This is a genomic window from Ruegeria sp. CDSB113, assembly GCF_059611045.1.
On record NZ_JBXWOU010000009.1, the window covers coordinates 35,382 to 60,188 of the forward strand.

The 24,807-nt window shown below is 58.0% G+C and carries 20 protein-coding genes; 9 read left to right on the forward strand and 11 right to left on the reverse strand.

The genetic code is table 11. The annotated features are described in order from the left end of the window. Positions 1 to 43: 43 nt before the first annotated feature. The 3 genes from AC2FIS_RS15570 to AC2FIS_RS15580 form a co-directional block, all read right to left on the reverse strand. Positions 44 to 2,398: a TRAP transporter large permease subunit gene (locus AC2FIS_RS15570; RefSeq protein WP_496774228.1), complete on the reverse strand. Its 2,355-nt coding sequence runs from the start codon at positions 2,396 to 2,398 to the stop codon at positions 44 to 46. A gap of 17 nt (positions 2,399 to 2,415) precedes the next feature. Beyond that, on the reverse strand, positions 2,416 to 3,342 hold the full coding sequence (locus AC2FIS_RS15575) for a TRAP transporter small permease subunit (RefSeq protein WP_496774230.1): 927 nt from the start codon (positions 3,340 to 3,342) through the stop codon (positions 2,416 to 2,418). Between the two features lie 121 nt (positions 3,343 to 3,463). Continuing rightward, positions 3,464 to 4,546, reverse strand: a complete 1,083-nt coding sequence (locus AC2FIS_RS15580; RefSeq protein ID WP_113789450.1) for a TRAP transporter substrate-binding protein — start codon at positions 4,544 to 4,546, stop codon at positions 3,464 to 3,466. Between the two features lie 248 nt (positions 4,547 to 4,794). On the opposite strand from AC2FIS_RS15580, the gene AC2FIS_RS15585 reads away from it, so the two are divergent. Both AC2FIS_RS15585 and AC2FIS_RS15590 read left to right on the forward strand, forming a co-directional pair. Next, a complete protein-coding gene (locus tag AC2FIS_RS15585) occupies positions 4,795 to 6,228 on the forward strand; it encodes a cache domain-containing protein (protein ID WP_496774231.1) in 1,434 nt (477 codons plus the stop codon). Further along, complete coding sequence (locus tag AC2FIS_RS15590; protein WP_058277545.1) at positions 6,225 to 6,872, forward strand: response regulator transcription factor; 648 nt, start codon at positions 6,225 to 6,227, stop codon at positions 6,870 to 6,872. The genes AC2FIS_RS15585 and AC2FIS_RS15590 overlap by 4 nt, the downstream gene beginning before the upstream one ends. Positions 6,873 to 6,955: 83 nt before the next feature. On the opposite strand, the gene AC2FIS_RS15595 is transcribed toward AC2FIS_RS15590, so the two are convergent. Both AC2FIS_RS15595 and AC2FIS_RS15600 read right to left on the reverse strand, forming a co-directional pair. Next, positions 6,956 to 7,339, reverse strand: coding sequence for a bleomycin resistance protein (locus AC2FIS_RS15595; RefSeq protein ID WP_496774232.1), 384 nt, complete (start codon positions 7,337 to 7,339; stop codon positions 6,956 to 6,958). A gap of 48 nt (positions 7,340 to 7,387) precedes the next feature. After that, complete coding sequence (locus AC2FIS_RS15600) at positions 7,388 to 8,233, reverse strand: HalD/BesD family halogenase (RefSeq protein WP_496774234.1); 846 nt, start codon at positions 8,231 to 8,233, stop codon at positions 7,388 to 7,390. A 423-nt stretch (positions 8,234 to 8,656) separates the two neighbouring features. Here AC2FIS_RS15600 and AC2FIS_RS15605 point away from each other — a divergent pair, with 423 nt between their 5' ends. From AC2FIS_RS15605 to AC2FIS_RS15615, 3 genes are all read left to right on the forward strand, one after another. Continuing rightward, entirely contained in the window at positions 8,657 to 10,408 is a 1,752-nt protein-coding gene (locus AC2FIS_RS15605; protein ID WP_058274261.1) for an acetolactate synthase 3 large subunit, read from the forward strand. Between the two features lie 67 nt (positions 10,409 to 10,475). After that, the gene (gene ilvN, locus AC2FIS_RS15610) at positions 10,476 to 11,036 is read left to right on the forward strand and encodes an acetolactate synthase small subunit (protein ID WP_282151455.1); all 561 of its coding nucleotides are present in this window, start codon (positions 10,476 to 10,478) and stop codon (positions 11,034 to 11,036) included. A gap of 290 nt (positions 11,037 to 11,326) precedes the next feature. Beyond that, positions 11,327 to 12,061: a helix-turn-helix domain-containing protein gene (locus tag AC2FIS_RS15615; protein WP_282151456.1), complete on the forward strand. Its 735-nt coding sequence runs from the start codon at positions 11,327 to 11,329 to the stop codon at positions 12,059 to 12,061. A gap of 5 nt (positions 12,062 to 12,066) precedes the next feature. On the opposite strand, the gene AC2FIS_RS15620 is transcribed toward AC2FIS_RS15615, so the two are convergent. The 3 genes from AC2FIS_RS15620 to prfB form a co-directional block, all read right to left on the reverse strand. After that, positions 12,067 to 12,849, reverse strand: coding sequence for a DUF2189 domain-containing protein (locus tag AC2FIS_RS15620; RefSeq protein ID WP_496722593.1), 783 nt, complete (start codon positions 12,847 to 12,849; stop codon positions 12,067 to 12,069). Positions 12,850 to 12,882: 33 nt separating this feature from the next. Beyond that, the gene (locus AC2FIS_RS15625; protein ID WP_496774237.1) at positions 12,883 to 14,277 is read right to left on the reverse strand and encodes an amidase; all 1,395 of its coding nucleotides are present in this window, start codon (positions 14,275 to 14,277) and stop codon (positions 12,883 to 12,885) included. A 190-nt stretch (positions 14,278 to 14,467) separates the two neighbouring features. Beyond that, positions 14,468 to 15,595, reverse strand: a complete 1,128-nt coding sequence (gene prfB, locus AC2FIS_RS15630; protein ID WP_496767012.1) for a peptide chain release factor 2 — start codon at positions 15,593 to 15,595, stop codon at positions 14,468 to 14,470. A gap of 77 nt (positions 15,596 to 15,672) precedes the next feature. Here prfB and AC2FIS_RS15635 point away from each other — a divergent pair, with 77 nt between their 5' ends. Then, positions 15,673 to 16,506: an aminoglycoside phosphotransferase family protein gene (locus tag AC2FIS_RS15635; RefSeq protein WP_496774238.1), complete on the forward strand. Its 834-nt coding sequence runs from the start codon at positions 15,673 to 15,675 to the stop codon at positions 16,504 to 16,506. Here AC2FIS_RS15635 and AC2FIS_RS15640 read toward each other — a convergent pair. The 3 genes from AC2FIS_RS15640 to AC2FIS_RS15650 all read right to left on the reverse strand — a co-directional run bounded on the left by AC2FIS_RS15640 (position 16,500) and on the right by AC2FIS_RS15650 (position 21,532). After that, on the reverse strand, positions 16,500 to 18,986 hold the full coding sequence (locus AC2FIS_RS15640; protein ID WP_496774239.1) for a penicillin-binding protein 1A: 2,487 nt from the start codon (positions 18,984 to 18,986) through the stop codon (positions 16,500 to 16,502). The genes AC2FIS_RS15635 and AC2FIS_RS15640 overlap by 7 nt on opposite strands. 95 nt (positions 18,987 to 19,081) lie before the next feature. Continuing rightward, positions 19,082 to 20,302, reverse strand: coding sequence for an N-acetylmuramoyl-L-alanine amidase (locus AC2FIS_RS15645; protein WP_496774240.1), 1,221 nt, complete (start codon positions 20,300 to 20,302; stop codon positions 19,082 to 19,084). A 66-nt stretch (positions 20,303 to 20,368) separates the two neighbouring features. After that, complete coding sequence (locus AC2FIS_RS15650) at positions 20,369 to 21,532, reverse strand: pyridoxal phosphate-dependent aminotransferase (protein WP_496774241.1); 1,164 nt, start codon at positions 21,530 to 21,532, stop codon at positions 20,369 to 20,371. Between AC2FIS_RS15650 and AC2FIS_RS15655 the strand changes: the two genes are divergently transcribed. From AC2FIS_RS15655 to AC2FIS_RS15665, 3 genes are all read left to right on the forward strand, one after another. Then, entirely contained in the window at positions 21,531 to 22,913 is a 1,383-nt protein-coding gene (locus AC2FIS_RS15655; protein WP_496722584.1) for a M48 family metalloprotease, read from the forward strand. The genes AC2FIS_RS15650 and AC2FIS_RS15655 overlap by 2 nt on opposite strands. Beyond that, positions 22,910 to 23,668 carry a DsbA family protein gene (locus AC2FIS_RS15660; protein WP_496774242.1) on the forward strand — a complete coding sequence of 253 codons (759 nt, stop codon included), beginning with the start codon at positions 22,910 to 22,912 and terminating at the stop codon, positions 23,666 to 23,668. Before AC2FIS_RS15655 ends, AC2FIS_RS15660 begins: the two co-directional genes overlap by 4 nt. A 61-nt stretch (positions 23,669 to 23,729) precedes the next feature. Continuing rightward, positions 23,730 to 24,800 carry an agmatine deiminase family protein gene (locus tag AC2FIS_RS15665; protein ID WP_496774244.1) on the forward strand — a complete coding sequence of 357 codons (1,071 nt, stop codon included), beginning with the start codon at positions 23,730 to 23,732 and terminating at the stop codon, positions 24,798 to 24,800. The last annotated feature ends 7 nt before the right edge of the window (positions 24,801 to 24,807 follow it).

Sequence of the window (24,807 nt, forward strand, 5' to 3'; positions counted from 1 at the left end):
GGCCATACGGCCCTCCTTGTCAATTTGTCTTCAGATCTTGAGATCAATTCGGGATCAGATCCGGAACGATGGTCACGATCGACGGGAAGAACCACAGGATCGCAATCCCGACCACCTGAATGATCACGAACGGGATGATCCCACGATAAATGTGGCCTGTTGTGACCTCTTTGGGTGCAACACCCCTGAGGTAGAACAGCGCAAACCCAAACGGCGGCGTCAGGAACGACGTCTGAAGGTTCACCGCCACCATGATCGTCACCCATTTCGGATCGAACGAACCACCATAAATCACCGGTCCCACGATGGGGATCACGATGTAGATGATCTCGAGGAAATCCAGCACGAAGCCCAGAATGAACAGCACCAGCATCACGATCAGGAAGACCGTGAACTCGTTGTCAAAGCTGCGCAGGAACTGCTGAATATAGTGCTCACCCCCGAACGAGATCACCACCAAATTTAGCAGTTGCGATCCGATCAGGATGGTAAACACCATCGAAGTCACCTTGGCCGTTTCGCGCACCACGGGCGTCAGAACACCGCTGGTGAACAAAACCCAGCACCCAAACAACAGACCGAACAGAGCATACAGATAAGCACCGTAAGCAATTATGAAGGCGACCCAGGTCTCAAAGTTCACGTTGCTCTGATTGATGCGCAGATCAAAGTTCACGCCCATCAGCAGCGCAATGATCACGGCAAAAGTGGCCCAGATGATCACCTTGCCGGAACGTTCCTGATCCTGCAGCTTGCGATAGGCTGCCAGCATGATCGCTCCGCCCGCCCCAAGTGCTGCCGCTGGTGTTGGGTTGGTCACACCACCCAGAATTGATCCTAGCACCGCGATAATCAGAACCAATGGCGGAAAGACCACCCGGATCAGATCATTCGTGGCACACCGGGCTGCCGCCTCCTTGCAGCCGTACATTGCTAAGGCAAAGGGCAAAGCCAGAAGGACGAAGGTCAATCCCGAAGACGTTGTTGGTGCAATCAACAGAACATCAACCAGCAACATCAACAGCAGACCGATAGCGCCCAAAATCAACGGCTGCGTCGGTTTGGACGGCGCAATGCCGCGGCCCATGACCAGTGTCAGACCCAGCAGAACCACAATCACCGCAACACCAGTACCAATCGGCGCCGCAGCGGCGATCTTGGCCTCGCGCGCCTCGACCAGCGCCTCTTCGCTCAGTCGTTCGGCATTGGCGACACCGCCTGCGGCGTCAATCGTTTCCTGCTCGGATACGGCTTGATCCCAAGCGGATTGTCCGTGCAGTTCGATCATCGACACCTTGCACTGCTCGGACACATTGGTGCGCAGCGACGCGCCCGCACCTATGTCCGAGAACGCCGAGACGTTGATATTCTGGCTACCAATGACCCCTGAGCTGCCCAGCAGGACTGCGCCAACGATCAGGGCAACAGGTGCGCCAAGCAACCAAGTCAGGCCTTCACTGCGCGTGATCGGCTCACCACTACCGCCGGACATCGGCACCGCTGGTGCCTTATCAGGGTTCAGCAGTGCATAGCAAAATGCATAAATCGCGTAGAGCAACGCCAGCATGATCCCGGGTAACAAAGCGGCCTGGAACAGCGTACCGACCGATACCACAGCCGGTTCCCCCAGATAGGTCAGCGCATCGGTACAACCAGCGTCCTGAGCGCGCGTTTCCTGCGCAGTTGAATAAAGATCACCGGCCAGCGTGCCCAACAGAACGATTACGATGGACGGCGGAATGATCTGCCCCAACGTGCCCGATGCCGCAATCACACCCGTCGCCAGTTCAGGCGAGTAGTTGTTGCGCAACATGGTCGGCAGCGCCAGCAGGCCCATCGTCACAACGGTCGCGCCAACAATACCGGTCGAGGCCGCCAGGAATGCACCCACAACCACGATCGACACGGCCAGACCACCCGGCAACGGCCCAAAGACGCGCGCCATTGTGGTCAGCAGATCGTTTGCGATCTTGGAGCGTTCCAGCGTGATGCCCATCAGAACGAACATCAACACGGCCAGCAGGGTCTCAATAGACTGCCCCGCCAGAACGCGTTCGTTCATGCGGTTCACGATGAACGAAACATTGCGATCCAGCGCGGTTTCCCAACCTGCGGGGAAGACCGCCTCGCCTACCCTTGGTAATTCCGGGTATCGGAATATGGATACGGCATCCGGTTTGACCCCCGAATTCACCAGATCACGGTAGGCTGTTGAGCCGGTGTCGATGGCCTGGTGGATCAGCAGACCGGCACTGTCCAGCGCGGCGATGATCCCGAATGAGATGATACCGGCCCCGCCGATGGCAAAGGCCACCGGGAACCCGGAAAGGATGCCCCCAAAGAGGCAGAAGAATACGATAATGAGGCCTATCTCGACGCCATCAAGTCCGAATAACATAGTCTGGGTCTCCGTCCCTAATGTGCGCCTTCGTAGGCTTCTTCACCCTCGCCAAGGCTGTCCCTGTCGAGATATTTTCCAACGCTGTCCGGCCCTTCCACGTATTCCAGATACGAGCGGTACAGGAATGCGATCGCGTGCAGGAATACCATCGCGGCAAAGGCCACCAGCAAGATCTTGAATAGGAAGTATCCGTTGAACCCATTTGGGCTGAACCCGATGGTTTCAATGTTCCAGCGCAGCGCGCGGGATTTCGTCACCAGACGATCCAGCGTGTCACTGGCCGACGGTTTCGGCACGATCAGGTGCCGCCACATGAAGTACCAGCCATACATCCAGGTCAGCACTGCCATTGGCATCATGAAGAAAACCGCACCTAACATGTCGACCACGCGTTTGGCGCGGTGGCTGATACCGGCATAGATAAGGTCAACTCGCACGTGACCGCCTTGCACGAATGTGTATGTGCAGCACAGGCAGACGACCATCGCGTTATATAGTTTCAGCTCTTCCGCGAACCAGCTGATATCCATCTGAAACGGGATACCCAGGCCAAAGGACATATCCGGGCGAGTAAACACGCGTTGCATGAACACGATGACGATCTGCTGAATGACCATCAACAAACCGGCCCAGGCAAAGAAACGCCCGGTGGTGTTGGCGAACCCTTCCAGGCCCCGCACCATGCCCCACATGAAATTCCGGTAGTACAGCCCGATGGCTGTCAGAACCAGGAAGATGGTGAAAACCACAAAGAAGAATTCGACTGATCCACCGTAATAGACAAAGCGCATGATCGCTTCTTTGTCCGACCAGTTCAGCCAGAGTTGCGGATGCGAGATGGCGTATCCGAAATTATAGAAGGCTTCGGCAATGTTTTGAACGAACCACACTAGTCCGTTCCACAGGGCGCCGAAGAACGAGATACCGTTTTCGTCCTGCATGTTGTCCCCAGGTCGTATCAGTTGCACTGCTGATTATAGCGGTTTGATGGGTCCGCGCATACGCAACAGGAAAAGGTTTCCCCGCGATTGCGGGGAAACCAATTGTTCGTTTGGAAAACGTTTAGCCGCGAACGCGGTTACGCTGTGTTGTGTAAACACCCGACGACAGGCCCTGCCAGCCAGCCGACGATGCGGATGACGCCATGGCGCTGTCGTGGATCTTCTTGAACAGCTCGTCGCCCATGTTTTCGTCCAGAACTTCCTGGCTGGCTTGGCCGAACGCATCCCAGACGCTGTCGGGGAATTCCATGACCTTGACGCCGCCCGACTGCAGACGCTGCAGGGCCGCACCGTTGTTGGCCAGGAATTGCGCCAGATTCCACTGGTGTGCTTCGCCTGCGGCAATCTCGATGATCTTCTGCTGAGCAGGTGTCAGGCTATCGAACACGTCGCGGTTGGTTGCCAGCGACAGGCCTGCGTTCGGCTCGTGGAAACCGGCGGTGTAGTAAACCTTGGTGATTTCCTGGAAACCGGCCTTTTCGTCAGCCCACGGACCGATCCACTCTGTACCGTCGATCGCGCCGGACGACAGCGCCTGATACACTTCCGAACCCGGAATGTTCTGCACGGACGCGCCCAGTTTACCCAGAGCTTGACCACCCAGACCGGGCATACGGAACTTCAGACCCTGGAAGTCTTCTGGACCGTTGATCTCTTTCGAGTACCAGCCACCCGCCTGCGCGCCGGTGTTACCTGCCAGGAACGACTTCAGACCAAAGATCTGGCCCAGCTCGTCATGCAGCTCCATGCCGCCGTCCTGATAGTACCAGTTCACCATTTCCTGAGCGGTCATGCCGAACGGAACAGCGGTGAAGAAGGCATAGCCCGGGTGCTGACCAACAAAGTAATAGTCCGCCGCGTGATACATGTCGGCCTGACCCGACGATACCGCGTCAAAGACTTCGAATGCGCCAACCAGTTCACCGGCAGCTTTGATGTCAACGGTCAGGTTACCGTCCGACATTGCGGTGATGCTGTCGGCGCAGCGCTGTGCGCTGTCAAAAACACCCGCCAGGCCGCGACCCCACGAGGTTACCATGGTCAGCGTGCGCTTGCCCTGCGCATATGCCGGTGCCGCCAGCGTGGTGGCTGCAGCTGCCGAGCCGCCCAGAGCAGATGTTTTTAGAAATGAACGACGATCCATATGAGTGTTCCTCCCCTACATATTCAAAACCCGGGCAATTGCCGGGCGTAGTCGTTTTCAGTGCGCGTCAGCCTAATGACCAAGATGTGAATGTGAATACCTAGTACTACGTAGGGGATCGCGTTTTTGATGTTTTCCCGGGTGCAAACCGTGACAAATGCAAAATAATTCTGCGCGCTGACCCTCTGATATGCGCCAATTCGCCAAAAATTTTGCAATTTGCCGCCTGCTTGCGTATCGATTCGCCTATGAGGGGATTCCGTAATCTGATTTCACTGACCTATGGCCAGAAATTGTCGCTTGTGGCGGCGATCCCTCTGGTCGTCGCAGTGGCGGCGATTGCGTTCTTCGTGGTTCATGAATCCCGGGCCACCGCCGAACGTGAAATTGAAGCGCTTGAGCGGCGACTGATTGAAGCCAAGAAAGAAGAACTTAAGAACTATGTCACGCAGGCTCGAAACGGGTTTGCCTATATCTATGGGCGCGCATCGACTGAAGATAAGGTGGCACAGAACCTTGTGACACAAATCCTGTCAGCGATGATCTACGGCAAGGACGGGTTCTTTTTCGTCTATGACTATGACGGCAACAATCTCGTCAGCCCGCGCCAGACCGAATTCATCAACCAAAACTGGGTGGGTCTGACAGACAGTGATGGAACCCCAATTGTGGACGAATTCATCAGCCTCGCCCGTCAGGGTGCAGGCTGGCACAGTTTCATGTGGCAGAAACCCTCGACCGGGGAAGAAGCGCAAATGATCGCCTATGTGGTCGGCCTGCAGGATTGGCGGTGGGCTGTCGGCACAGGAGTTTTCATCGACGACATCGTCGCGACAGTCGCCAACGCGCGGGCCGAGGTCGAGGCCCGAGTGCAACGGACTTTCTCGTATATAGGCGCAATTGTTCTTGCCGCGGTGTTGGTTGTCTTCACCTCGGGCATGTTGCTGAACGTCCGCGAGCGCCGCTTGGCAGATGCTAAACTCAAGGAACTGACGCAGCGGGTTTTTGATGCGCAAGAGGAAGAGCGTGGGCGCGTGGCGCGCGAATTGCATGACGGTATCAGCCAGATCCTCGTCGGTGTCCGCTATGCGCTGGACAATGCCCGCCGTCGCCTGTCTCGCGGTGACGATGCCGGGGCGCAGGCACCTCTGGAAAAGGGCATCGACAATCTAGGCTCCGCCATTACCGAAGTCCGCCGCATCAGCCGCGACCTGCGGCCCGGCGTGCTGGACGACCTGGGCCTTGGCCCTGCCCTCAAGGCGCTGACCGACGATTTCTGCGAACGCACCGGGATCGAAACCGAATTCTCGACCGTGGTGTTCCGTAACCGGCTGGACCAGGACAGCAAGATCGCTCTGTATCGCATCGCCCAAGAGGCGCTGACCAATATCGAGCGTCATTCAGGGGCAACCCGTGTTACAATCGACCTGCGCGGCCACAAGAAAGGCGCGACAATGCGGATCACCGACAATGGCCGTGGGTTACGCACCACACCTGATCCCGCCAACCCCGGTATCGGCCTGCGCAACATGCAGGAACGCATCGAACAGCTTGACGGATCGCTGCGCATTCTGTCATCACGCGCCCCACGTAGCGGCACAGTGATCGAGGTCAGCCTGCCTCTCAGCCACATGCTGCCGCCGCAAGAGGACGCAACGCCTAACCGAAAGGCTGGTACATGAGCGATCAGACAATCCGGGTTCTTATCGTTGACGACCACCCCATGGTCGCCGAAGGGATTCAGTCGATCCTTGAAAGCTATGATGAGATCGAGGTGGTCGGGACCTTGGGCAGCGGACAAGAGGCCGTGGATCAGGCGACCGATCTTGCACCCGACGTGATCCTGATGGATCTGAACATGCCCGGCTTAGGCGGCCTCAGCGCGACCGAGATCATTCTGGAACGCCTACCCCGGACACGCATTCTGATCCTGTCCATGCATGACAGCCCCGAATACATATCGACCGCGCTCAGCCACGGCGCCAGCGGATACGTGCTCAAGGACGTGCCGACGGATGAGATCAAACAGGCCATCGACGCCGTGATGCGTGGTGAGCAGTACCTGTGCACCGGGGCCAGCGGATCGCTTCAGCCCAAAGGCGATAGCGCCCGCGAGGCGCTGACCGGGCGCGAACAGACAATTCTGTTGGAACTGGCGCAGGGTAAATCCAACAAGGAAGTCGCCGCAGCGCTGGATATCTCGGTTCGAACCGTTGAAACGCACCGCAAGAACATCCGGCGCAAACTTGGGATTTCATCCACCGCCGGCCTGACCCGCTATGCGCTTGAACATGGAGTACTGCAAGGCACAAGCCCCGGCTTCTGATCCCGCAGCGCGGAATGCGCTGCCTGGCCCAACCGGAGGACGTGCGCCGAAGGCGCATCGACGACGAGCGGGAGCTTTTTAACTCAAGATTTTGCTCGCAAACCTTCGCCAAAAAACACCAGTGTTCCGTCCTCATCCAGAACGTGAAACTCGCGTTGCTGATACGGCTGATCGAACGGTGGACGCACGCGCCCCTCTGGTAAATCAGCCAACCCTGCCTTGAGGGTTTCATACAGATCATCAATCCCGGCCACATCGATGTAAAAGGACTGATCATCCCCCAAGGCACGACCATCATCGCGCGGCGGGCATTCAAGCAAGCGAATGGCGACCTTGCCATGCGATAGAAAGGCGTAATTGTCCTGCCTGAAACCGCAGGAAAATCCCAACCGATCGCAATAAAAATCAATCTGCTTTTGCAGTGACGAACACAGAACAAATGGCGTGAGCTGTAGCAATTCCGGCATGTGCCCCTCCGACAGTAGCCCCTGCTCTCGATTATAACCTGTGACCGGTCAATCCAACAACTGATCCTTGCGCAATCCCACACGCTGGTGATGATGCGGCAGAACCCGCCCATACAACTGTTGGGTACGTTCAACCCCACCACACATGCCTTCGGCTTCGACAAAGGAAAAGATACCGACATATCGGCTGCGCGTTCCTTGTACCGGGGCGACCCGGTGCAATGCGTATCTGCCCTTGAAGATCTGCAGGTCTCCGGGCTGCAGCTCCAACGTCCTGACCAGCGCCCGGTTTCCGTCCAGCACCGAAGCCACCGATGAAAAATTCTCGTCCTCGGTACTGCGCAGGTTCGGCACATATTCAAAGGCGCCACCCGTCTCGCCATTCTGGATGGCCAGTGTCACGGTGTAGTTGTTGGTATCGAAATGCCAGGGAAAGCCCTGCCCTTCTTCGACCACGTTGACGATCACATCCGCCAGCGGATCGTCATAGCGAAAGAACCGATCCTCCGGCTCATCCAGCCCATCGCGTATGAATGGCAAAAAGCCCTCGAATTCATAGATTCGGCGCAGTGGACCTGATTTGGGAAAGTTATCCGCGGGAACGAAGGCGTTCGACCGGTCATAGAATCTGCGTATTGGGTGATTCAGGTCCAACCGGGGATCGTCCTTTGAGAAATAAGCGTTGGTGCGGTTGAAAGAGCGATGGGCCTGGTCGGCCACAGCATCCGCCTCTTTCAATAGCTGCGCCAAACCTTCGGGGTGGATAAAACCGGGCAAAACGGCACAGCCGTCCTGATCCAACTCGCGACGCAGATCACCGATCAGTCGTTCATATGCGCGCGAGTCCGGGCAATCGATCGGATACCGCCCCAGATCAACCAGATCATGGATCATCCTCGGCCTCCCTTCTTTGTTCGGTCACTCTCAGCGTGCCGCAGTCAAAACTGCTCCTCATGCTTGTTTCGGACATCGCAATGCCGCTTTTTGACTACCCTCAAGGCAGAAATTTGGAGGTCAAAGGGGGTATTTTTCCTGAATATTCCCTGCATGCGTCAATCTGCGCAATAAAATGTCGCAAATTTCACCCTCAGAGTTAGAAAATTGGTGCAAAAGCCTGTTGACGCCCCTTGCCCCGGCTCATAATGTCCCTGCACGCAAAGAAGGAGCCTTTGGCGATGAGAACGCTAGTCGTAATCGTAGGAACCACGCGCATGGGCCGGTAACGGTAAACCATAATCGAACCCATGCGCCTCCGAAAATCTCGGGGGCTTTTTTTATGCTAAACGCAAGACACATGTCGCGAACGGAGCAAAGCAGATGACACGTGAGATGACCGGCGCAAAGATGGTAGTTCAAGCCCTCAAGGATCAGGGCGTGGACACGGTATTCGGATACCCCGGCGGTGCTGTGCTACCGATTTATGATGAGATTTTTCTGCAAAACGATATTCGTCACATTCTGGTGCGGCATGAGCAAGGCGCGGTGCACGCGGCCGAAGGCTATGCCCGCTCGACCGGCAAGCCCGGCGTTGCCCTTGTGACCTCTGGCCCCGGCGCGACAAATGCCGTGACCGGCCTGACGGATGCGCTGCTGGATTCGATCCCGATTGTGGTTCTGACCGGACAGGTCCCGACGTTCATGATCGGCTCGGACGCGTTCCAAGAGGCTGATACCGTTGGCATCACCCGCCCCTGCACCAAGCATAACTGGCTGGTCAAGGACACGGACTCGCTGTCCGACACGATGCACGAGGCATTCCATGTCGCCACCTCGGGTCGCCCTGGTCCGGTTCTGGTCGATATCCCCAAGGACGTTCAGTTCGCAACCGGTGACTATAGCGCCCCAAAGCCTTCCACGTCGCACTACCAACCGATAGTGAAGGGCGATCTGGAGGAGATCACCGAACTGGTTGCCGCAATTGAGACCGCCAAGAAGCCCGTCTTTTACACCGGCGGCGGCGTCATCAATTCCGGCACAGCCGCCAGCCAGTTGCTGCGCGAACTGGTTGACGCGACCGGCTTCCCGATCACCTCAACCTTGATGGGTCTGGGCGCCTACCCGGCGTCGGGCAAAAACTGGCTGGGCATGCTGGGCATGCATGGTCTGTATGAGGCCAATTTGGCCATGCATGACTGCGACCTGATGATCAACATCGGTGCGCGATTCGATGACCGGATCACTGGGCGGATCGACGCGTTCTCGCCCAACTCGAAAAAGGCCCATATCGACATCGATCCGTCCTCGATCAACAAGGTGATCCGCGTGGACATCCCGATTGTTGGTGATGTTGCACATGTGCTGGAGGACATCCTGAAGGTCTGGAAAGCGCGTGGCCGCAAGACAGATGAGGCGTCGGTTGCCAAGTGGCAGGATCAGATCACCGAATGGCGCAAAGTGAACTGTCTGGCCTACACCAACAGCGAAAAGACGATCAAACCGCAATACGCGCTTGAACGGCTGGAAGAGCTGACCAAAAAGCACGACCGTTACATCACCACCGAGGTCGGTCAGCACCAGATGTGGGCCGCGCAGTATCTGGGCTTCGAAGATCCGAACCGCTGGATGACGTCGGGCGGATTGGGCACGATGGGCTATGGCTTCCCAGCCTCCATCGGTGTGCAGATGGCGCACCCTGACGCGCTGGTCATAAACGTCGCGGGCGAGGCCTCGTGGCTGATGAACATGCAGGAAATGGGCACCGCGGCGCAGTATCGCCTGCCGGTGAAACAGTTCATTCTGAACAATGAACGCCTTGGCATGGTGCGTCAGTGGCAGGAACTGCTGCATGGCGAGCGGTACTCGCATTCCTGGTCCGAGGCCCTGCCCGATTTCGTCAAACTCGCCGAGGCCTTCGGGGCCAAGGGTATCCTGTGTTCCGATCCGGCCGATCTGGATGACGCGATCATGGAGATGATCAACTATGACGGTCCGGTGATCTTTGACTGTCTGGTCGAAAAGCATGAGAACTGCTTCCCAATGATCCCGTCGGGCAAGGCGCACAACGAAATGCTGTTGGGCGAGGCCGAGACACAGGGCGTGATCGATTCCAAAGGCTCGGTTCTGGTCTGACACAATTCGACGGATTTTGTCGGGTGCACTGGCACCCGACCATCACAGGATTATGAAAGGGACATAAATGTCTGCCCTACATATCAAAAAAGGTGCAACGCGCCATTCCGCCTATAACCTACGCCCCACGTTTTCGGACGTGCAGGAACGCCATACGATTGCGGTTCTGGTTGAAAACGAACCGGGTGTTCTGGCCCGCGTCATCGGACTGTTTTCGGGCCGGGGTTACAATATCGAAAGCCTGACCGTCGCCGAGGTGGATCACACTGGCCACCTAAGCCGCATCACCATCGTCACCACCGGCACCCCTCAGGTGATCGAACAGATCAAAGCCCAATTGGGCCGTATCGTTCCGGTTCACGAGGTTCACGACCTGACTGTCGAAGGCCCCTCGGTCGAGCGAGAATTGGCGATCATCAAGGTTGTCGGCGCGGGCGACAAGCGGGTCGAGGCGCTGCGCCTGGCCGATATCTTTCGCGCCAGCGTCGTCGACAGCACGTTGAATTCGTTCATATTCGAACTCACCGGTGCCCCGGACAAAATCGACGCCTTTGCCGACCTGATGCGCCCGCTGGGCCTTATCGAGATTGCACGCACCGGCGTGGCCGCCCTGCTGCGCGGCGACTGACTTTTTCGCCTCGCCCCCCCTTTGGGTACCGGGGCGAGGCGCAGTCCCAGGACATGTTCAAACAATACCGCTGTATGTTGCCTATGAGCATGACCACCCAAAAAGATCATACAAATTGACGTAAAGCCTATTGCGTTTGCCTGCCCCAACGTTAATTTCGGGGGCGTAGCGTGGTGTTGGGATGCACCAGCTGGGGTCACCAGTACGATTGTGAATGCATGCACGGCCAAAAAGGTCGGGTGCATCGCGCTTTTTGAAATGACACTCTGGAACCTGGGACAGAAATGACCATGAGTATCCGCAGTCCTGATGAATTGCGCCAGATGTTCGGCGACAATCTGCGACAATTGTCGCGGCAATATTCGTCCGTGTCCGAGCTGTGCCGCCAGCTGGGCATCAACAGGACCCAATTCAACAGATATCTGGCGGGTGAAAGCTTTCCCCGCCCCGATGTTCTGGATCGCATGTGCCGGTTTTTCGAGGTCGACGCCCGTATCCTGTTGCGGCCTCTGGAGGAAATTGAAACACCTCCGGAACATCCGGCTGCTTCGGCCCTGACTGAATTCCTGGGGTCCGGCCCCTCAACGCTAACCGAAAACCTGCTGCCGGCGGGCTTTTATTATGCGACGGAAACGGGACTGGACGGATCTCCCATGACCAGACACCGGCTGATCCACACGCGCCGATTGCCGCAATGTACGCTGGTGCGCAGCTATGAGCCCGAAAATGAGGGGATACCGGCCGACACCACCAGACGTGAAGTACAGGGCATCGCGGCCTGCGCCGGGCGGCAGATTTTTATCCTTATGTCCAGCCGCGCGGCCCAAAACAGCCGTATCTACCTTGTAACGCGCGGCGCTGAAGAAAACTCCGAGCGATGGCGTGGCATTGCAATTTGCCTGTCCAAGACCAACGCTCAGGCGACCACAATGCGCCGGATTTCGCTGAATTATCTGGGCACTCATGCAAAGGCCGCCCTGCCAGCGGCGCGCGCTGCCAAGCGGCTCAAGCAAAGCGCTGCATAGGCTCTTCAGGCGTCTATCCCGGCCCCTGCCAGAGTGATCAGACGATACAGGTGCCAACTGGCATGCCCCAGCAAAGGCAAGACGATCAACAACCCCAAAAACCACGGGATCATGGCCACAAACGTCACGACAGCCACGAACACACCCCACCCCAGCATGATCTTCGGGTTCGACCGGACATAGCTGAAACTGGCGATCATCGCAGTCACGAAGTCCAGTTCCCGGTCCAGCAACATCGGAATCGAAAGGACGGTGATCATGTATAGAATAAGCGCGAAAATGGCCCCCACGACGCTGCCGACGGCCAGCATAGTCAGGCCATTGGGCGTCATAAAGACCTCTAGCGAACTGGAGACGTTGGTCATAGTCGACAGCCCCATGAACAACGCAAAGATCATATGACCCAGGAAAAACCAGAACAGGAAAATCACCACGATAATCGCGCAGATGGATGGCAATTGACGGCGGCTTTGCTGCAGGACAACGCCGAAAACCTCGTTGAAATCCAAAGGTTCACCCTGTTCTAGCCGGTGTGACACCTCATACAACCCTACTGCCGCAAAAGGGCCGAGCAATGGGAAGCCAATGGTGGCCAGCACCAGCCAGAATGACGTCTGCGTCTGCACCGTGACCCACGCCATGGCCAGGCCAGCCAACACATAGAACCCACCGAACAACAGTCCAAAAACAGGTGCTCGACGAAAATCAGCCCAGGCACGGCGCAACGCCTCGCGCAGCATTCTGGTATCCACAGGTCCCATATCCGGAACCCCAAAGGGTTTTTCCATGCTCTGTTTTTCCTCCTGTTTCCGGCGCTCTCCTCAAGCCGGTCGGTTTTGTGGCCACCCGGTCGCGTCGTGATACGCGGCCCCGATTGACAATATATCCGCATCCGCGCCGCGCGGGCCAAAGACCTGCATGCCCATCGGCAACCCGCCTGCCCCAAACCCCACCGGCACCGACAGACACGGCAATCCAATCAGGCTGACTGGAATCATGACCTGCATCCAGCGGTGATAGGTATCCATGCTTTTACCAGCAATCTCGGTGGGATACGGAAGCTCAAGTTCAAACGGCCAGACCTGAGTAGACGGCAGGATCAACGCATCAAACCCTTCGAACAGTGCAGCCGCGCGCCGGAACCAATCCGACCGTACAACGCTCGCCTGATGCACCTGCATCGCCGTCAGGGCCTGCCCCTGGTCAAGCTCCCATTGCGCCGTGTCCTTCAACTGCGCCCGCTGTTCAGACTGCGGGGCCAGACTGGCCGCCACGCTCCAGGATCGTAAGGTCGACCAGCTTTCGAATATGCGTTCCGCATCAAAGGGCGGCGCAACAGCTTCAACCTGCGCCCCCTGCTGCACGAAAACGGACAGCGCATCCTGGCACAGGTCCAAAATACCATCCTCAAACGGGAACGCCCCACCCCAGTCGCCCAGCCAGCCAATCCGCATACCGGCCAGATCGGCCGCCTGAACTGGGGACACTGCAGCATTGTGCGGGGTTGCAGGATGCCGCGGGTCAGGCCCTGAAATCACGTCCAACAACACACCCAGATCTTCCGGGGCTCGTGCCATTGGACCTAGCGAGGACAACTGGTGAAGGAATACGTCGCCCACCGGTTCCGGGGGCACACGCCCCCAACTTGGGCGAAACCCATAGACATTGTTCCAGGCCGCTGGATTGCGCAGGCTGCCCATCATGTCAGAGCCATCCGCCAGCGCAACCATCCCGGTGGCCAGCGCAACGGCCGCCCCGCCCGATGATCCACCGCATGTCTTAGAGTGGTCATACGGGTTACGTGTAGCACCGTAAACGGGATTAAACGTGTGCGAGCCCAAGCCAAACTCTGGCGTATTTGTTTTACCGATCAGGATTGCGCCGGCCGCCCGCATTCGTGCGGCTATCAGATCGTCCTGTTCGGGTACATGATCGCGATACAGCGGTGATCCCTGCGACGACACCACTCCGGCGACATTCACCAGATCTTTGACCGCGATCGGCAGCCCATGCAACGGGCCTGTCACTGGTCCCGCATCCAGCGCACGCGCCTCGGCCATCAGCGCCTCTTCATCGCGCAGCGCAACAATCGCATTCAGAGGCGGGTTGACCGCGGCAATGCGATCCAAGGTTTCACGCATCAGATCAGCGGCTAAGAGACGCCGGGCCGAAAGCGCCGCCAACAAGGCAGTTGCGGTTGTCTGACTTAAATCCATCCGGGACCCATCGCATTCAGTGTTACCAAGTCGCGATCAGCCTAGCGAGGCCGCAACCCCATTTAAACCCGTGTTTTACATATATCTTTTACCACGCACACCGCAGTGCACGGATCAGCTACATCAGACCAAAAACATCCCGGGGGAGTCTCCGCCTGCGGAGACGGGGGCAGCGCCCCCTTGCGACGTCTTAGCCGTCGCCTTGCGCCTCGGAGCGGCTCTTGCCCGCCACATCCATCGCAAGGGTGGCAGCCATGAACCCATCCAGATCGCCATCCAGTACACCTTTGGTGTCAGACGTCTCATGGTTGGTGCGCAGATCCTTGACCATCTGATAAGGCTGCAAAACATAAGACCGTATCTGGTTGCCCCAGCCCGCATCACCTTTGGCCTCATGTGCCGCGTTGATGTCCGCGTTGCGACGGTCCAATTCCTGCTGATACAGGCGCGATTTCAGGGCCTTCATGGCAATATCGCGGTTCTGGTGTTGCGACTTCTCAGAACTGGTCACGACGATCCCGGTTGGAATGTGCGTAATTCGAACCGCCGAATCCGTGGTGTTCACGTGCTGACCGCCCGCACCCGAAGACCGATATGTGTCGATGCGAATTTCGGACGGGTTCACCTCAATCTCGATATTGTCGTCGACCACCGGATAGACCCAGACCGAGCTGAACGAAGTGTGCCGCTTGGCTGCCGAGTCAAATGGCGAAATGCGCACCAGACGATGCACGCCGCTTTCGGATTTCAGCCATCCATAGGCGTTATGGCCGGAAATCTTGTACGCAGCCGATTTGATGCCCGCCTCTTCACCCGAGGTCTCGGATTGCAGCTCGACGGTGTACCCCTTCTTCTCAGCCCAGCGGACATACATCCTCGCCAGCATCGAGGCCCAGTCGCAGCTTTCCGTACCACCGGCACCCGAGTTGATTTCAAGGAAGGTGTCATTGCCATCGGCCTCACCATCCAGCAACGCCTCAAGCTCTTTCTTGGCGGCCTTCGCCCCCAATTTCTTGATGGCTTCCTCGGCGTCGTTGACGACCTCTTCGTCCTCTTCCATCTCACCAAGTTCGATCAGCTCGATATTGTCGCTCAGATCGGTTTTGATCGACTCATAGGTCTCAATGGCATCGACCAACATCTGACGCTCGCGCATCAGTTTCTGCGCATTCTCAGGGTTATCCCACAAGTTGGGATCCTCGACGCGCGCATTGAATTCCTCAAGACGATGAGGGGCGGTCTCATAGTCCATGCGCTGCGCCAGCAGCTCTAGCGACTTTTCGATTTCCGCCACGGTGTTCTGGGTTTCGGCGCGCATGGTCTTGTCCCAACTTGCTCAATCAGGCTTGCGTGATAGCAAGAGGCGCGGGCCACCACAAGACGGGCGACACGGGAATGCAAAACGCGCTGAACGAGTTTCTGACCAGATGGGAATTGGAAGACGCACAGCCCGTCGCAAATACCGGGCATGCACATGTGTGGAAGGTCCGAAGTTTGGACAACACGCCTGCCGCCCTCAAGATCTATCGCCGCCCAAACCGTGGCAATGAAACAGCTGGTCCGCAACTGATGCACCTGTGGCGTGACCGGGGTGCTGTGCACATACTGGCCGAGGCCCGTAACGCCGTTTTGACGGAATGGCTTGAAGGGCCATCGCTTGGGGACATCGCACGGTCAGGCCGCCCGGATGATGCGGTACGCGGCCTGGCGACAGCAGCGGGCCGACTGCACCAAAGCCCAACCATCAACGCGACCGGGCTGAAACCACTTCAGGAAGTCTTCGCGCCAGTTTTCGACTGCCAATTCTCAGACGATTGCCCGACCCGGTTACGGCACGACATGATGCAGGCGATCAGCATTGGCCGTCACCTTCTGGACACGCAGGATACGGTTGTTCCGCTGCACGGGGATCTGCATCATGACAACGTGATCGCAACACCCTCCGGGCCTCAGGTATTTGACGCCAAGGGGTACATCGGCGATCCCGCTTTTGAGCTGGCCAATGCCCTACGCCACCCAAAAGGCATGCCAGAGTGGGTTCGGCGACCTGAACAGATTGAAACTGGCCTGGCGCTATACGCGACCGCCATGCGGGTTAACGAAAGACGGCTTGCCCAATGGGCTGCCGCGAAATGTGCTCTGTCGATCTTCTGGCGCGCAGATGGCACCGTCACACATGACCCGGAAGAAGACCTGTTGAACCTGCTGCTGCAGGCAGCGGATCAGTAAAGACCGCCGCCCTGCAGATCACCCTGGCTGGCGTTGGGGCCAACAGTGATTGTGTTGCCAGTCGACGTGGTAACCTGACGGCCCGAGTTGGCCTCTTCGAACAGAGGCAGGTCAGAGCCCATCGCAAAGCCACCGTCATAGACACGGTCGATAAAGCCGTCGACGCCATCGCGGAAATATTCGGCCACGACATAGTCACCGGAAGCATCGGCAGGCAGGCGCGCGCCACTGAAGCGATCGATCTTGATGAAGTGGCCACCCTCGGGCACATCAAACGGCCCGCCACCGTATTTCTCGACCGCTTTCTCCATGAAGCTTTGAAACACTGGTCCGCACAACGTGCCCCCATAGGCCCCCCGCCCCATCGGACGCGGGCGGTCATAACCGATGTAGCAACCAGCAACGATGTTCGAGGTGAAACCGATGAACCACGCATCCTTGGATTCGTTCGTCGTACCCGTTTTACCCGCAGTCGGCACCGGCAGATTGACGACACTGGACGCGGTCCCACGATCCACCACACCTTTCATCATCGACGTCAGCTGATATGCGGTGATCGCATCCATGACCTGAGAGCGGTTCGTCTCAATAGTGGGCGACTCGTCTGGCTCAAGCCAGGCCGAGTTACAATCCAAGCACTGACGGTCGTCGTGACGATAGATCGTCTTGCCGAACCGATCCTGGATACGGTCAACCAGAGTGGGCTCCACCCGCTCACCGCCGTTGGCGAACATCGCGTAGGCGGCGACCATTTTGTACAGTGTCGTTTCTTCCGACCCCAGCGAGTTTGCCAGAAACGCGCCCATACGGTCATAGACACCAAACCGTTCCGCGTAGCCAGCGACAACAGGCATGGTCACCTCCTGCGCCAGACGAATGGTCATCAGGTTCCGTGACTGTTCGATCCCCGTGCGCAGCGGCGTTGGGCCGTAGAATTTATTCGACGAGTTCTTGGGTCGCCACAGACCTTGGGGCGTGTTCACCTCAATCGGGGCATCCACAACGATAGTTGCGGGGCTATAACCACTGTCCAGTGCGGCGGCGTAGACGAACGGTTTGAAGCTGGAACCGGGTTGGCGCTGCGCCTGCGTGGCGCGGTTGAACACCGAATCCTGGTACGAGAACCCGCCCTGCATCGCCAGAACACGGCCCGAGTTTACGTCCATCGCAACAAAGCCACCCTGCACTTCAGGCACCTGACGTGCAGACCACTGGCCCTCTTCCCCGGCCATGACCAGAACGACGTCGCCGCGTTTGAAGTTCGCCGCGAAATCACCCTGCATCCACTTGATATCGGAACGCGGGATGACCCCGTCGGCCGGGCCGTCCTCGATCCCCACGGTCAATTGCTGTTCACCGACGTTCATCACAACAGCCGGATACCACTGCGTCGGAAGCACAACGTCCCGGGGGATTTCTATGATGGCCAACGCTTCGCGCCACTGAGTTTCATCGGTCAGTTTTTCTTCCGCGATAACCTCACCTGTCCCGCGCCATTTCCCGCGCGAGCGGTCGTATTTTTGCAGCGCGGTGCGCAGAGCCTTGGCAGCCTCAAGCTGCATTTCTTCGTCGACCGAGGCGCGGACAGCAAAGCCGCCAGTAAAGAACTCACCCTCGCCGAAATCGTCGCTCAGCTGGCGGCGTATCTCGTCGGTGAAATAGTCACGCGGCGGCAGCGCGGTGCGGAAGCTTTCGAAATCGCCATTCTGGACCGAGCGGAGGGGCATTTCGACTTCGACCTCATAGGTCGCCTGATCGATATACCCGTTCTGGTTCATCTCGCGCAAAACATAGTTCCGACGTGCAAGCAGACGCTCTTTTTGCCGAACCGGATGATAATCCGACGGCGCCTTGGGCATCGCGGCCAATGTCGCGGCCTCATGCGGCTCCAGCTCTTGCAGGGTTTTGTTGAAATAGGTCTGTGCGGCGGCGGTCACACCATAAGAGTTCTGACCCAGAAAGATCTCGTTCATGTAAAGTTCGAGGATCTGTTCCTTGTCCAGCGTATCCTCAAGCCGAGTGGCGAGGATGATTTCCTTGATTTTCCGCTCGGCGCGGCGGTCGCCGGACAGCAGGAAATTCTTCATCACCTGCTGTGTAATGGTCGATGCACCGCGAACGGTTTCGCCCTTGGACTTCACCGCCTCAACACCAGCGGCAATGATACCGCGCGGATCGTAACCCTGGTGGGTGTAGAAATTCTTGTCCTCAGCCGAGATAAACGCCTGCTTCACCAGATCGGGAATCTCTTCGGACGGTGTGAACAGGCGACGTTCCTGCGCGAACTCGTCGATCAACTGGCCTTCGCCCGAATAGATTCGGCTGATTGTGGGCGGCTTGTACTGCGCCAACGATTCATGGCTGGGCAGGTCGCGCCCATACATCCAGAAGATCGCGCCGACGACCAGCGCGGCCATGAAGATACCCAATGTCACGAGGCTGAAGATCGCCCCGAAAATCGAAAGAATGAAACGGATCACGTTACTGCCTTTTACTCGCGGTGACGCCTATATAGTGATGGCCCGGCGCAGGGTCAAAACACGATGGCCAATAATAGCCGGTTTATGTCGCAGGGTCACTGACCAATCAGGGATCTTTTGATCAGGTCGTCCTGCCGCCATTTCTTCAGACCATCCACAATGCCCTGCGCCATTCCAACGCGCCATTCCGGGTTCCTGATATTCTGCAGATCCCGGGGGCTGGAGAGAAATCCGAGCTCAACCAAAACCGAAGGAATATCCGCTGCCTTGAGAACCGAGAAGGACGCCGTGCGGATCGGCCTGCTGTTCATCGGGCCGCCCTTCTGTGTCATGCCGTCCGCCAGCGCCCTGGCCAGCGCATCAGTTCGGGGCTTGGTTTCCTGCCGCGCGATATCCAGCAGGATATCGGCCACCTGGTCATCCGCACCGCTCAGATCGATCCCCGAGATCAGGTCACCCCGGTCATGACGTTCGGCGAGCTTGTCACTGGCTACATCTGATGCTTCGTCCGAGAGAGTATAAACTGCGGCCCCATGCGCCCGCCCTTCGGACAGGATATCCGCATGCAATGAGATAAACACATCGGCACCGGCCCGATGCGCCAAAGCGATGCGCCGTTCCAGTGAGACGAATTGGTCATCAACCCGCGTCATCACCACTTCGAACCCTCCGGTCCGCAACAAATGCTCGCGAAGTTCGCGCGCAAAGGTCAGCATCAGGGTTTTCTCATCCAACCCATCGACCTCGGCCCCCGGGTCGATGCCGCCATGGCCGGGGTCAAGCATGACTCGCAGGGCGCCTGCCCCGCCCCGGCGCGGCTGGGTCGCTGTCACTGCGGGTTCGGGCAGATCCCAACCTTGTTGACGGGGTGCCCCTGCGCCGGCGGCGAATGAATCGAAATCGGTTCCTTGCAGAAGCAGCGATAGTTGCGCGCCGCCAGCCGTTTCATCAATTTTCATCTCAGCGCGGTCGACGGCCAGAGGCGCGCCAAGCTCCAGAACCATTCGAGACCAACCGGGAACATATGCTCCGAACTGAACACCGCTGATACGATCGGTCAGCAGAAGCGCTTCGCGGTCAAGTCCCGTCCAGTCAACCTCTTGAAAATCAAGTACCATGCGATAGGGATCTTGCAATGTGAACACCCGGTAAGGCACGCCCTGGCTGAGGCCCAGATCGACCCTCACCCCTGCGCGACCTTCGTCCACAATGCGACTGTCATCCGGCAGCACGCGCGCAAGCGCGCTGAAATCATGCGCGACAGCGGCGGTCGACAGCGCCCAAAACAGCGCTATGACGTAGATGATCCTGCTCATGGCCTCAAGTTTTCCCGAGATCGTTTGTCTGGCACCCTATCGCATCCGGGCCCCGTTGTGAACGGCTCAGACCTGTTCCGTGATCGCACCGCGATCCGCCATAAAGCGGTGCAATCGCTGCAGACCCTCTTCGATGTCCGCCGTCGATCGCGCGTATGAAAACCGAAGCGTTGTATGACCACGCAGCGGGTCGAAATCCAGCCCCGGCGTGACGGCTACCCCGGCCTTTTCTAACACCTCGGCCGCAAAGGCCCGGCTGTCGTCTGTCAGGTTCGAGACGTCGGCGTAGACATAAAACGCCCCATCTGGCGGCGCGATATTGGTGAAACCGGCCTTGGGCAGCCCGTCCAGCATCAATTGCCGGTTGCGGCGATAAACATCCAGATTCGCCTGCAATTCGTCATTGCAATCCATTGCCGCCAGCGCAGCGACTTGGCTGGCGTGCGGCGCACAGATGAACATGTTCTGGGCGATCCGCTCAACCACCCTCACCTGATCTTCGGGAACCACCATCCAGCCAACGCGCCAGCCGGTCATCGAGAAGTACTTTGAGAACGAGTTGATCACATAACACTCATCCGTCAGTTCCAGCGCGGTGACGGCTTTGGCCTCATATTCCAGCCCATGGTAAATCTCATCACTAATGAACGAAGCGCCCTGCCCCTGCGCGGCGTCAATAAGCGCGCCCATCGCTTTGTGATCCAACATCGTGCCCGTGGGGTTCGCAGGCGACGCAACCATCAGGCCCTGCAGGTCGAGCCCTGCGAAATCGGAAGGAACGGGTTGCAGCCGGTTTTCGGGTGCGGTGGGCAGATCGACAGGGACCAGACCTAACGCTTTTAGAATTTGCCGGTAAGACGGATAGCCCGGCGCGCCGATACCGACGCGGTCGCCGCTATCAAACAAGGCAGTGAAAGCCAGCAGAAACCCGCCGGACGACCCCGGTGTAACCACGACGCGGTCGGGGTTGAGATCGACGTTATACCACTCACCGTACAGGCTTGCGATCCGTTGCCGCAGCGCGGGCAGACCCAAAGCCACGGTATAGCCCAGCGGACCTTGATCCATTTCTTTGGCCAAGGCCTGAACGGCCCCCTTGGGCGCGCCCGTCCCCGGCTGGCCGACCTCCATATGGATGATGTGCCGCCCGGCCTCTTCAGCGCGGCGCGCGGCCTCCATTACGTCCATCACGATGAAGGGATCGACCCCGGATCGGGTTGAGTTTCTCATGCCCATCTCCCATGTTGCAGCCATGGCTTTTGAACGCTTATCCAGGCTGGCGTCAATCCCGGCCCTGTTGCTGATTGCAGTGACATGGATGAGCAGTGCGTTTCAGTCCAGCGCTCAAAGCCTGATCCGCGACCCCGATATCGAGCACGGCCTGCGCGAACTGGCCTTTCCCATTCTGCGGGCCGCCGGGCTAAACACCAATCGGGTGAAAATTCTGGTCGTCAATGACAGCACATTCAACGCATTTGTCATTGATTACAACGCGATATACGTAAATTACGGGCTAATCCTGACCGTCGAAAGCCCTGAGATGCTGCAGGCCGTGATCGCGCATGAGGCGGCTCATATCGCCAATGGCCATCTGGCCAGGCGGGTTGAAAACATGCGCGCCGCACAGCGCAAAGCCCAGCTGGGCACTGCGCTGGCCCTGATCGCCGCAGCCGCAGGTGGTGGCGAGGCCGCAGCGGGAATCGCCGCTGGCACATCCGCGTCGGCCTTGCGCAGTTTCCTGGGGCACACAAGGGCAGAAGAGGCATCAGCCGACCGCAGTTCGGCCAGCTACCTGCGCGCGGCGGGGATTTCGCCTAACGGGATGGTCGCTCTGCACCAAAAGTTTGCCGGTCAGGAGTTGTTGAACACTGCCAACCAAGACCCCTATATGCGATCCCACCCCACCAGCCGCGAACGGCTGCGCGCCGCTGAGGCGTTTGTGGGCGAGTTCAGCGATCATGCGTCACCAAATCCCAACGCCGATTACTGGTTCGCGCGGGTCAAGGGCAAACTATCGGCCTTCCTGCGTTCGCCGGGCTGGACCTTGCGCCGGTTGAAAGAGGAAAGCGCGCAGGACATCCGCCTGATGCGCGAAGCCGCCGCACATCATCAGAACCGCGATCTGGCCCGCGCAAGGGCAGCGATCGACGGCGCGCTGGAAATCCGGCCCGATGATCCGTTCTTTTATGAGTTAAAAGGGCAGATTCTATTGGAAAACAGGAAGTTGACCGATGCAATTAAAGCTTATGGGCAGGCTGTTGAGATGTCTCCGAATGATCCATTGCTTCTGGCGGGGTACGGGCGCGCCTTGCTGGCAGATGGGCAAACGACCGACGCCCTTAAGGTGCTTGAAAAGGCGCGCGCGCGGGACTATCGCAATGCACGACTGATGCAGGACCTTGGAATGGCTTATGCCAAGGTCGGAAATAACGGCATGGCCTCGGCTGTGACCGCAGAACGCTATGCCCTGCAAGGCCGCCTGGTCGACGCAGGCATTCACGCAAAACGCGCCGTCGGGCAATTGCCCGAAGGTTCACCTGGTTGGCAACGGGCACAGGATGTGTTGATTGCCTCGGAACGAGCGAAGAAAAAGAAAAGGAACCGGAAATGATCCTCAGACATGCTGCACCCGCCCTTCTGGGGCTTTCCCTGATCACCGGCCCCGCACAGGCCCTGGACCTGAGCACCATGAGCGATGCCGAACGCGAGCAGTTCGGTGTGCAGGTGCGCGAGTACCTTCTGGAAAACCCCGAAGTGATCATCGAAGCGATCAACATTCTTGAACAGCGCAACGCTGTGGCCGAAGCTTCCGCTGACAAGGAACTGGTCGCCGCGAATGCGGACGAGCTGTTCAACGACGGCTATAGCTGGGTTGGCGGCAACCCGGATGGCGACATCACTCTGGTCGAATTCATGGACTACCGCTGCGGCTACTGTCGCCGCGCCGTGCCCGAGGTCGCAAGCCTGTTGGCCGAAGATGGCAACATCCGCCTTGTGATCAAGGAATTCCCGATCTTGGGCGACGCCTCGGTGCTGTCTTCGCGCTTTGCGGTCGCAACCAAACATGTGGCCGGCGATGACGCCTACAAACAGGTCCATGACGCTCTGATGGAATTCGGTGGAGAGCCTTCCGAAGTCTCCCTGCGCCGGATCTCGGATGGCCTGGGCCTGGACAGCGATGCGATCATTGCGGCCATGGACAGCGAGCAGGTTACGGATGAAATCGGTCAGACTCGTGCGCTGGCGCAACGTATGCAGATTTCGGGAACACCTTCATTCGTTCTGGGCACCGAGATGCTACGCGGCTTCCTGCCAGCGGATCAGATGAAACAGATTGCGGACGGTGTGCGCGCAGAACAGGGCTGATAAACAAAGAGCATCTCCGGCCGAGGTGCTCTTCACCCAACAGTCTAATAGGGTTTTCACAATGAAGCGTAGGGAAGTTCTGCTGTCCGGCGGGGCGATTGGGTTAATGAGTGTCACACAGCAACCTTTTGCCCAAGCTGGCTTGGGCTATTTTGTTCCCGCGGAAGAAACACAACACCAACGCACTTTCATGCAGTGGCCGGTAAGCCGCAATGTGTATGAAGATGCCCACTTGCGTGATCTTGTGCAGCAAACGATCGCCGATATTGCCAATGCAATTTCGCCATTTGAACCGGTAACGATGCTGGCTGCTGCCGAACACCATTCGGCTGCGCGTGAAAAACTTTCAACGGAAGTTGAATTGTGGGACGTCCCTACTGAAGACCTTTGGTGCCGGGATTCCGGACCGATCTTTGTGATCTCAGACGGCCGTGACATGGCGATCCGCAAAATCCAGTTCAATGGCTGGGGTGAGAAGCAAGCACACAAACAGGACGCTCGTGTCGCTGGGCGCGTTGCCGAACGACTGGGCCTGCCGCTTCTTCCCTCCGGCCTGAACGGTGAAGGTGGAGGTGTTGAGCAAGACGGGCACGGCCTGCTCATTGCGCATGAAAGCTCATGGGTGAACGACAACCGCAACCCTGGCCAGTCCCGTAACGAGATCGAAGCCAAGCTTTTGGCTGCCTACGGAGCAAACCGCATGATTTGGTCCGAGGGTGTTTGTGGCGAAGACATCACCGACTACCATATCGACAGTCTGGCACGCTTTACTGAACCGGGTCGTGTTCTGGTCAACCTTCCCGACGAACCTGATTTTCAGGACCCCTTCCACCTTGCGGCATTGGACACGCATGACCGATTGGTCGCGGAAGGTTTACAAGTAGAGGTCATTCCGGAACCAGTCAGAAGGCGGGTCAAAGATCCAGAGTTCGTGGCATCCTATGCAAACTACTATGTTTGCAATGGCGCGGTCATCATGGCCCAGTTCGGTGACAAAGAAACCGACACCATCGCACGCGACGCCCTGTCCCGACATTACCCGGGGCGCGAAGTTGTGGCACTAAACGTCGATATTCTAGGCGAACTTGGTGGCGGTATTCACTGCGCAACACAACAAATGCCCGCCGTCTGAATTGACC

Coding starts and splice junctions, on each gene's coding strand:
- AC2FIS_RS15570 (WP_496774228.1), bottom strand. CDS start 2,398: ATGTTATTCGGACTTGATGGCGTCGAGATAGGCCTCATTATCGTATTC.
- AC2FIS_RS15575 (WP_496774230.1), bottom strand. CDS start 3,342: ATGCAGGACGAAAACGGTATCTCGTTCTTCGGCGCCCTGTGGAACGGA.
- AC2FIS_RS15580 (WP_113789450.1), bottom strand. CDS start 4,546: ATGGATCGTCGTTCATTTCTAAAAACATCTGCTCTGGGCGGCTCGGCA.
- AC2FIS_RS15585 (WP_496774231.1), top strand. CDS start 4,795: ATGAGGGGATTCCGTAATCTGATTTCACTGACCTATGGCCAGAAATTG.
- AC2FIS_RS15590 (WP_058277545.1), top strand. CDS start 6,225: ATGAGCGATCAGACAATCCGGGTTCTTATCGTTGACGACCACCCCATG.
- AC2FIS_RS15595 (WP_496774232.1), bottom strand. CDS start 7,339: ATGCCGGAATTGCTACAGCTCACGCCATTTGTTCTGTGTTCGTCACTG.
- AC2FIS_RS15600 (WP_496774234.1), bottom strand. CDS start 8,233: ATGATCCATGATCTGGTTGATCTGGGGCGGTATCCGATCGATTGCCCG.
- AC2FIS_RS15605 (WP_058274261.1), top strand. CDS start 8,657: ATGACACGTGAGATGACCGGCGCAAAGATGGTAGTTCAAGCCCTCAAG.
- ilvN (WP_282151455.1), top strand. CDS start 10,476: ATGTCTGCCCTACATATCAAAAAAGGTGCAACGCGCCATTCCGCCTAT.
- AC2FIS_RS15615 (WP_282151456.1), top strand. CDS start 11,327: ATGAGTATCCGCAGTCCTGATGAATTGCGCCAGATGTTCGGCGACAAT.
- AC2FIS_RS15620 (WP_496722593.1), bottom strand. CDS start 12,849: ATGGAAAAACCCTTTGGGGTTCCGGATATGGGACCTGTGGATACCAGA.
- AC2FIS_RS15625 (WP_496774237.1), bottom strand. CDS start 14,277: ATGGATTTAAGTCAGACAACCGCAACTGCCTTGTTGGCGGCGCTTTCG.
- prfB (WP_496767012.1), bottom strand. CDS start 15,595: ATGCGCGCCGAAACCCAGAACACCGTGGCGGAAATCGAAAAGTCGCTA.
- AC2FIS_RS15635 (WP_496774238.1), top strand. CDS start 15,673: ATGCAAAACGCGCTGAACGAGTTTCTGACCAGATGGGAATTGGAAGAC.
- AC2FIS_RS15645 (WP_496774240.1), bottom strand. CDS start 20,302: ATGAGCAGGATCATCTACGTCATAGCGCTGTTTTGGGCGCTGTCGACC.
- AC2FIS_RS15655 (WP_496722584.1), top strand. CDS start 21,531: ATGCCCATCTCCCATGTTGCAGCCATGGCTTTTGAACGCTTATCCAGG.
- AC2FIS_RS15650 (WP_496774241.1), bottom strand. CDS start 21,532: ATGAGAAACTCAACCCGATCCGGGGTCGATCCCTTCATCGTGATGGAC.
- AC2FIS_RS15660 (WP_496774242.1), top strand. CDS start 22,910: ATGATCCTCAGACATGCTGCACCCGCCCTTCTGGGGCTTTCCCTGATC.
- AC2FIS_RS15665 (WP_496774244.1), top strand. CDS start 23,730: ATGAAGCGTAGGGAAGTTCTGCTGTCCGGCGGGGCGATTGGGTTAATG.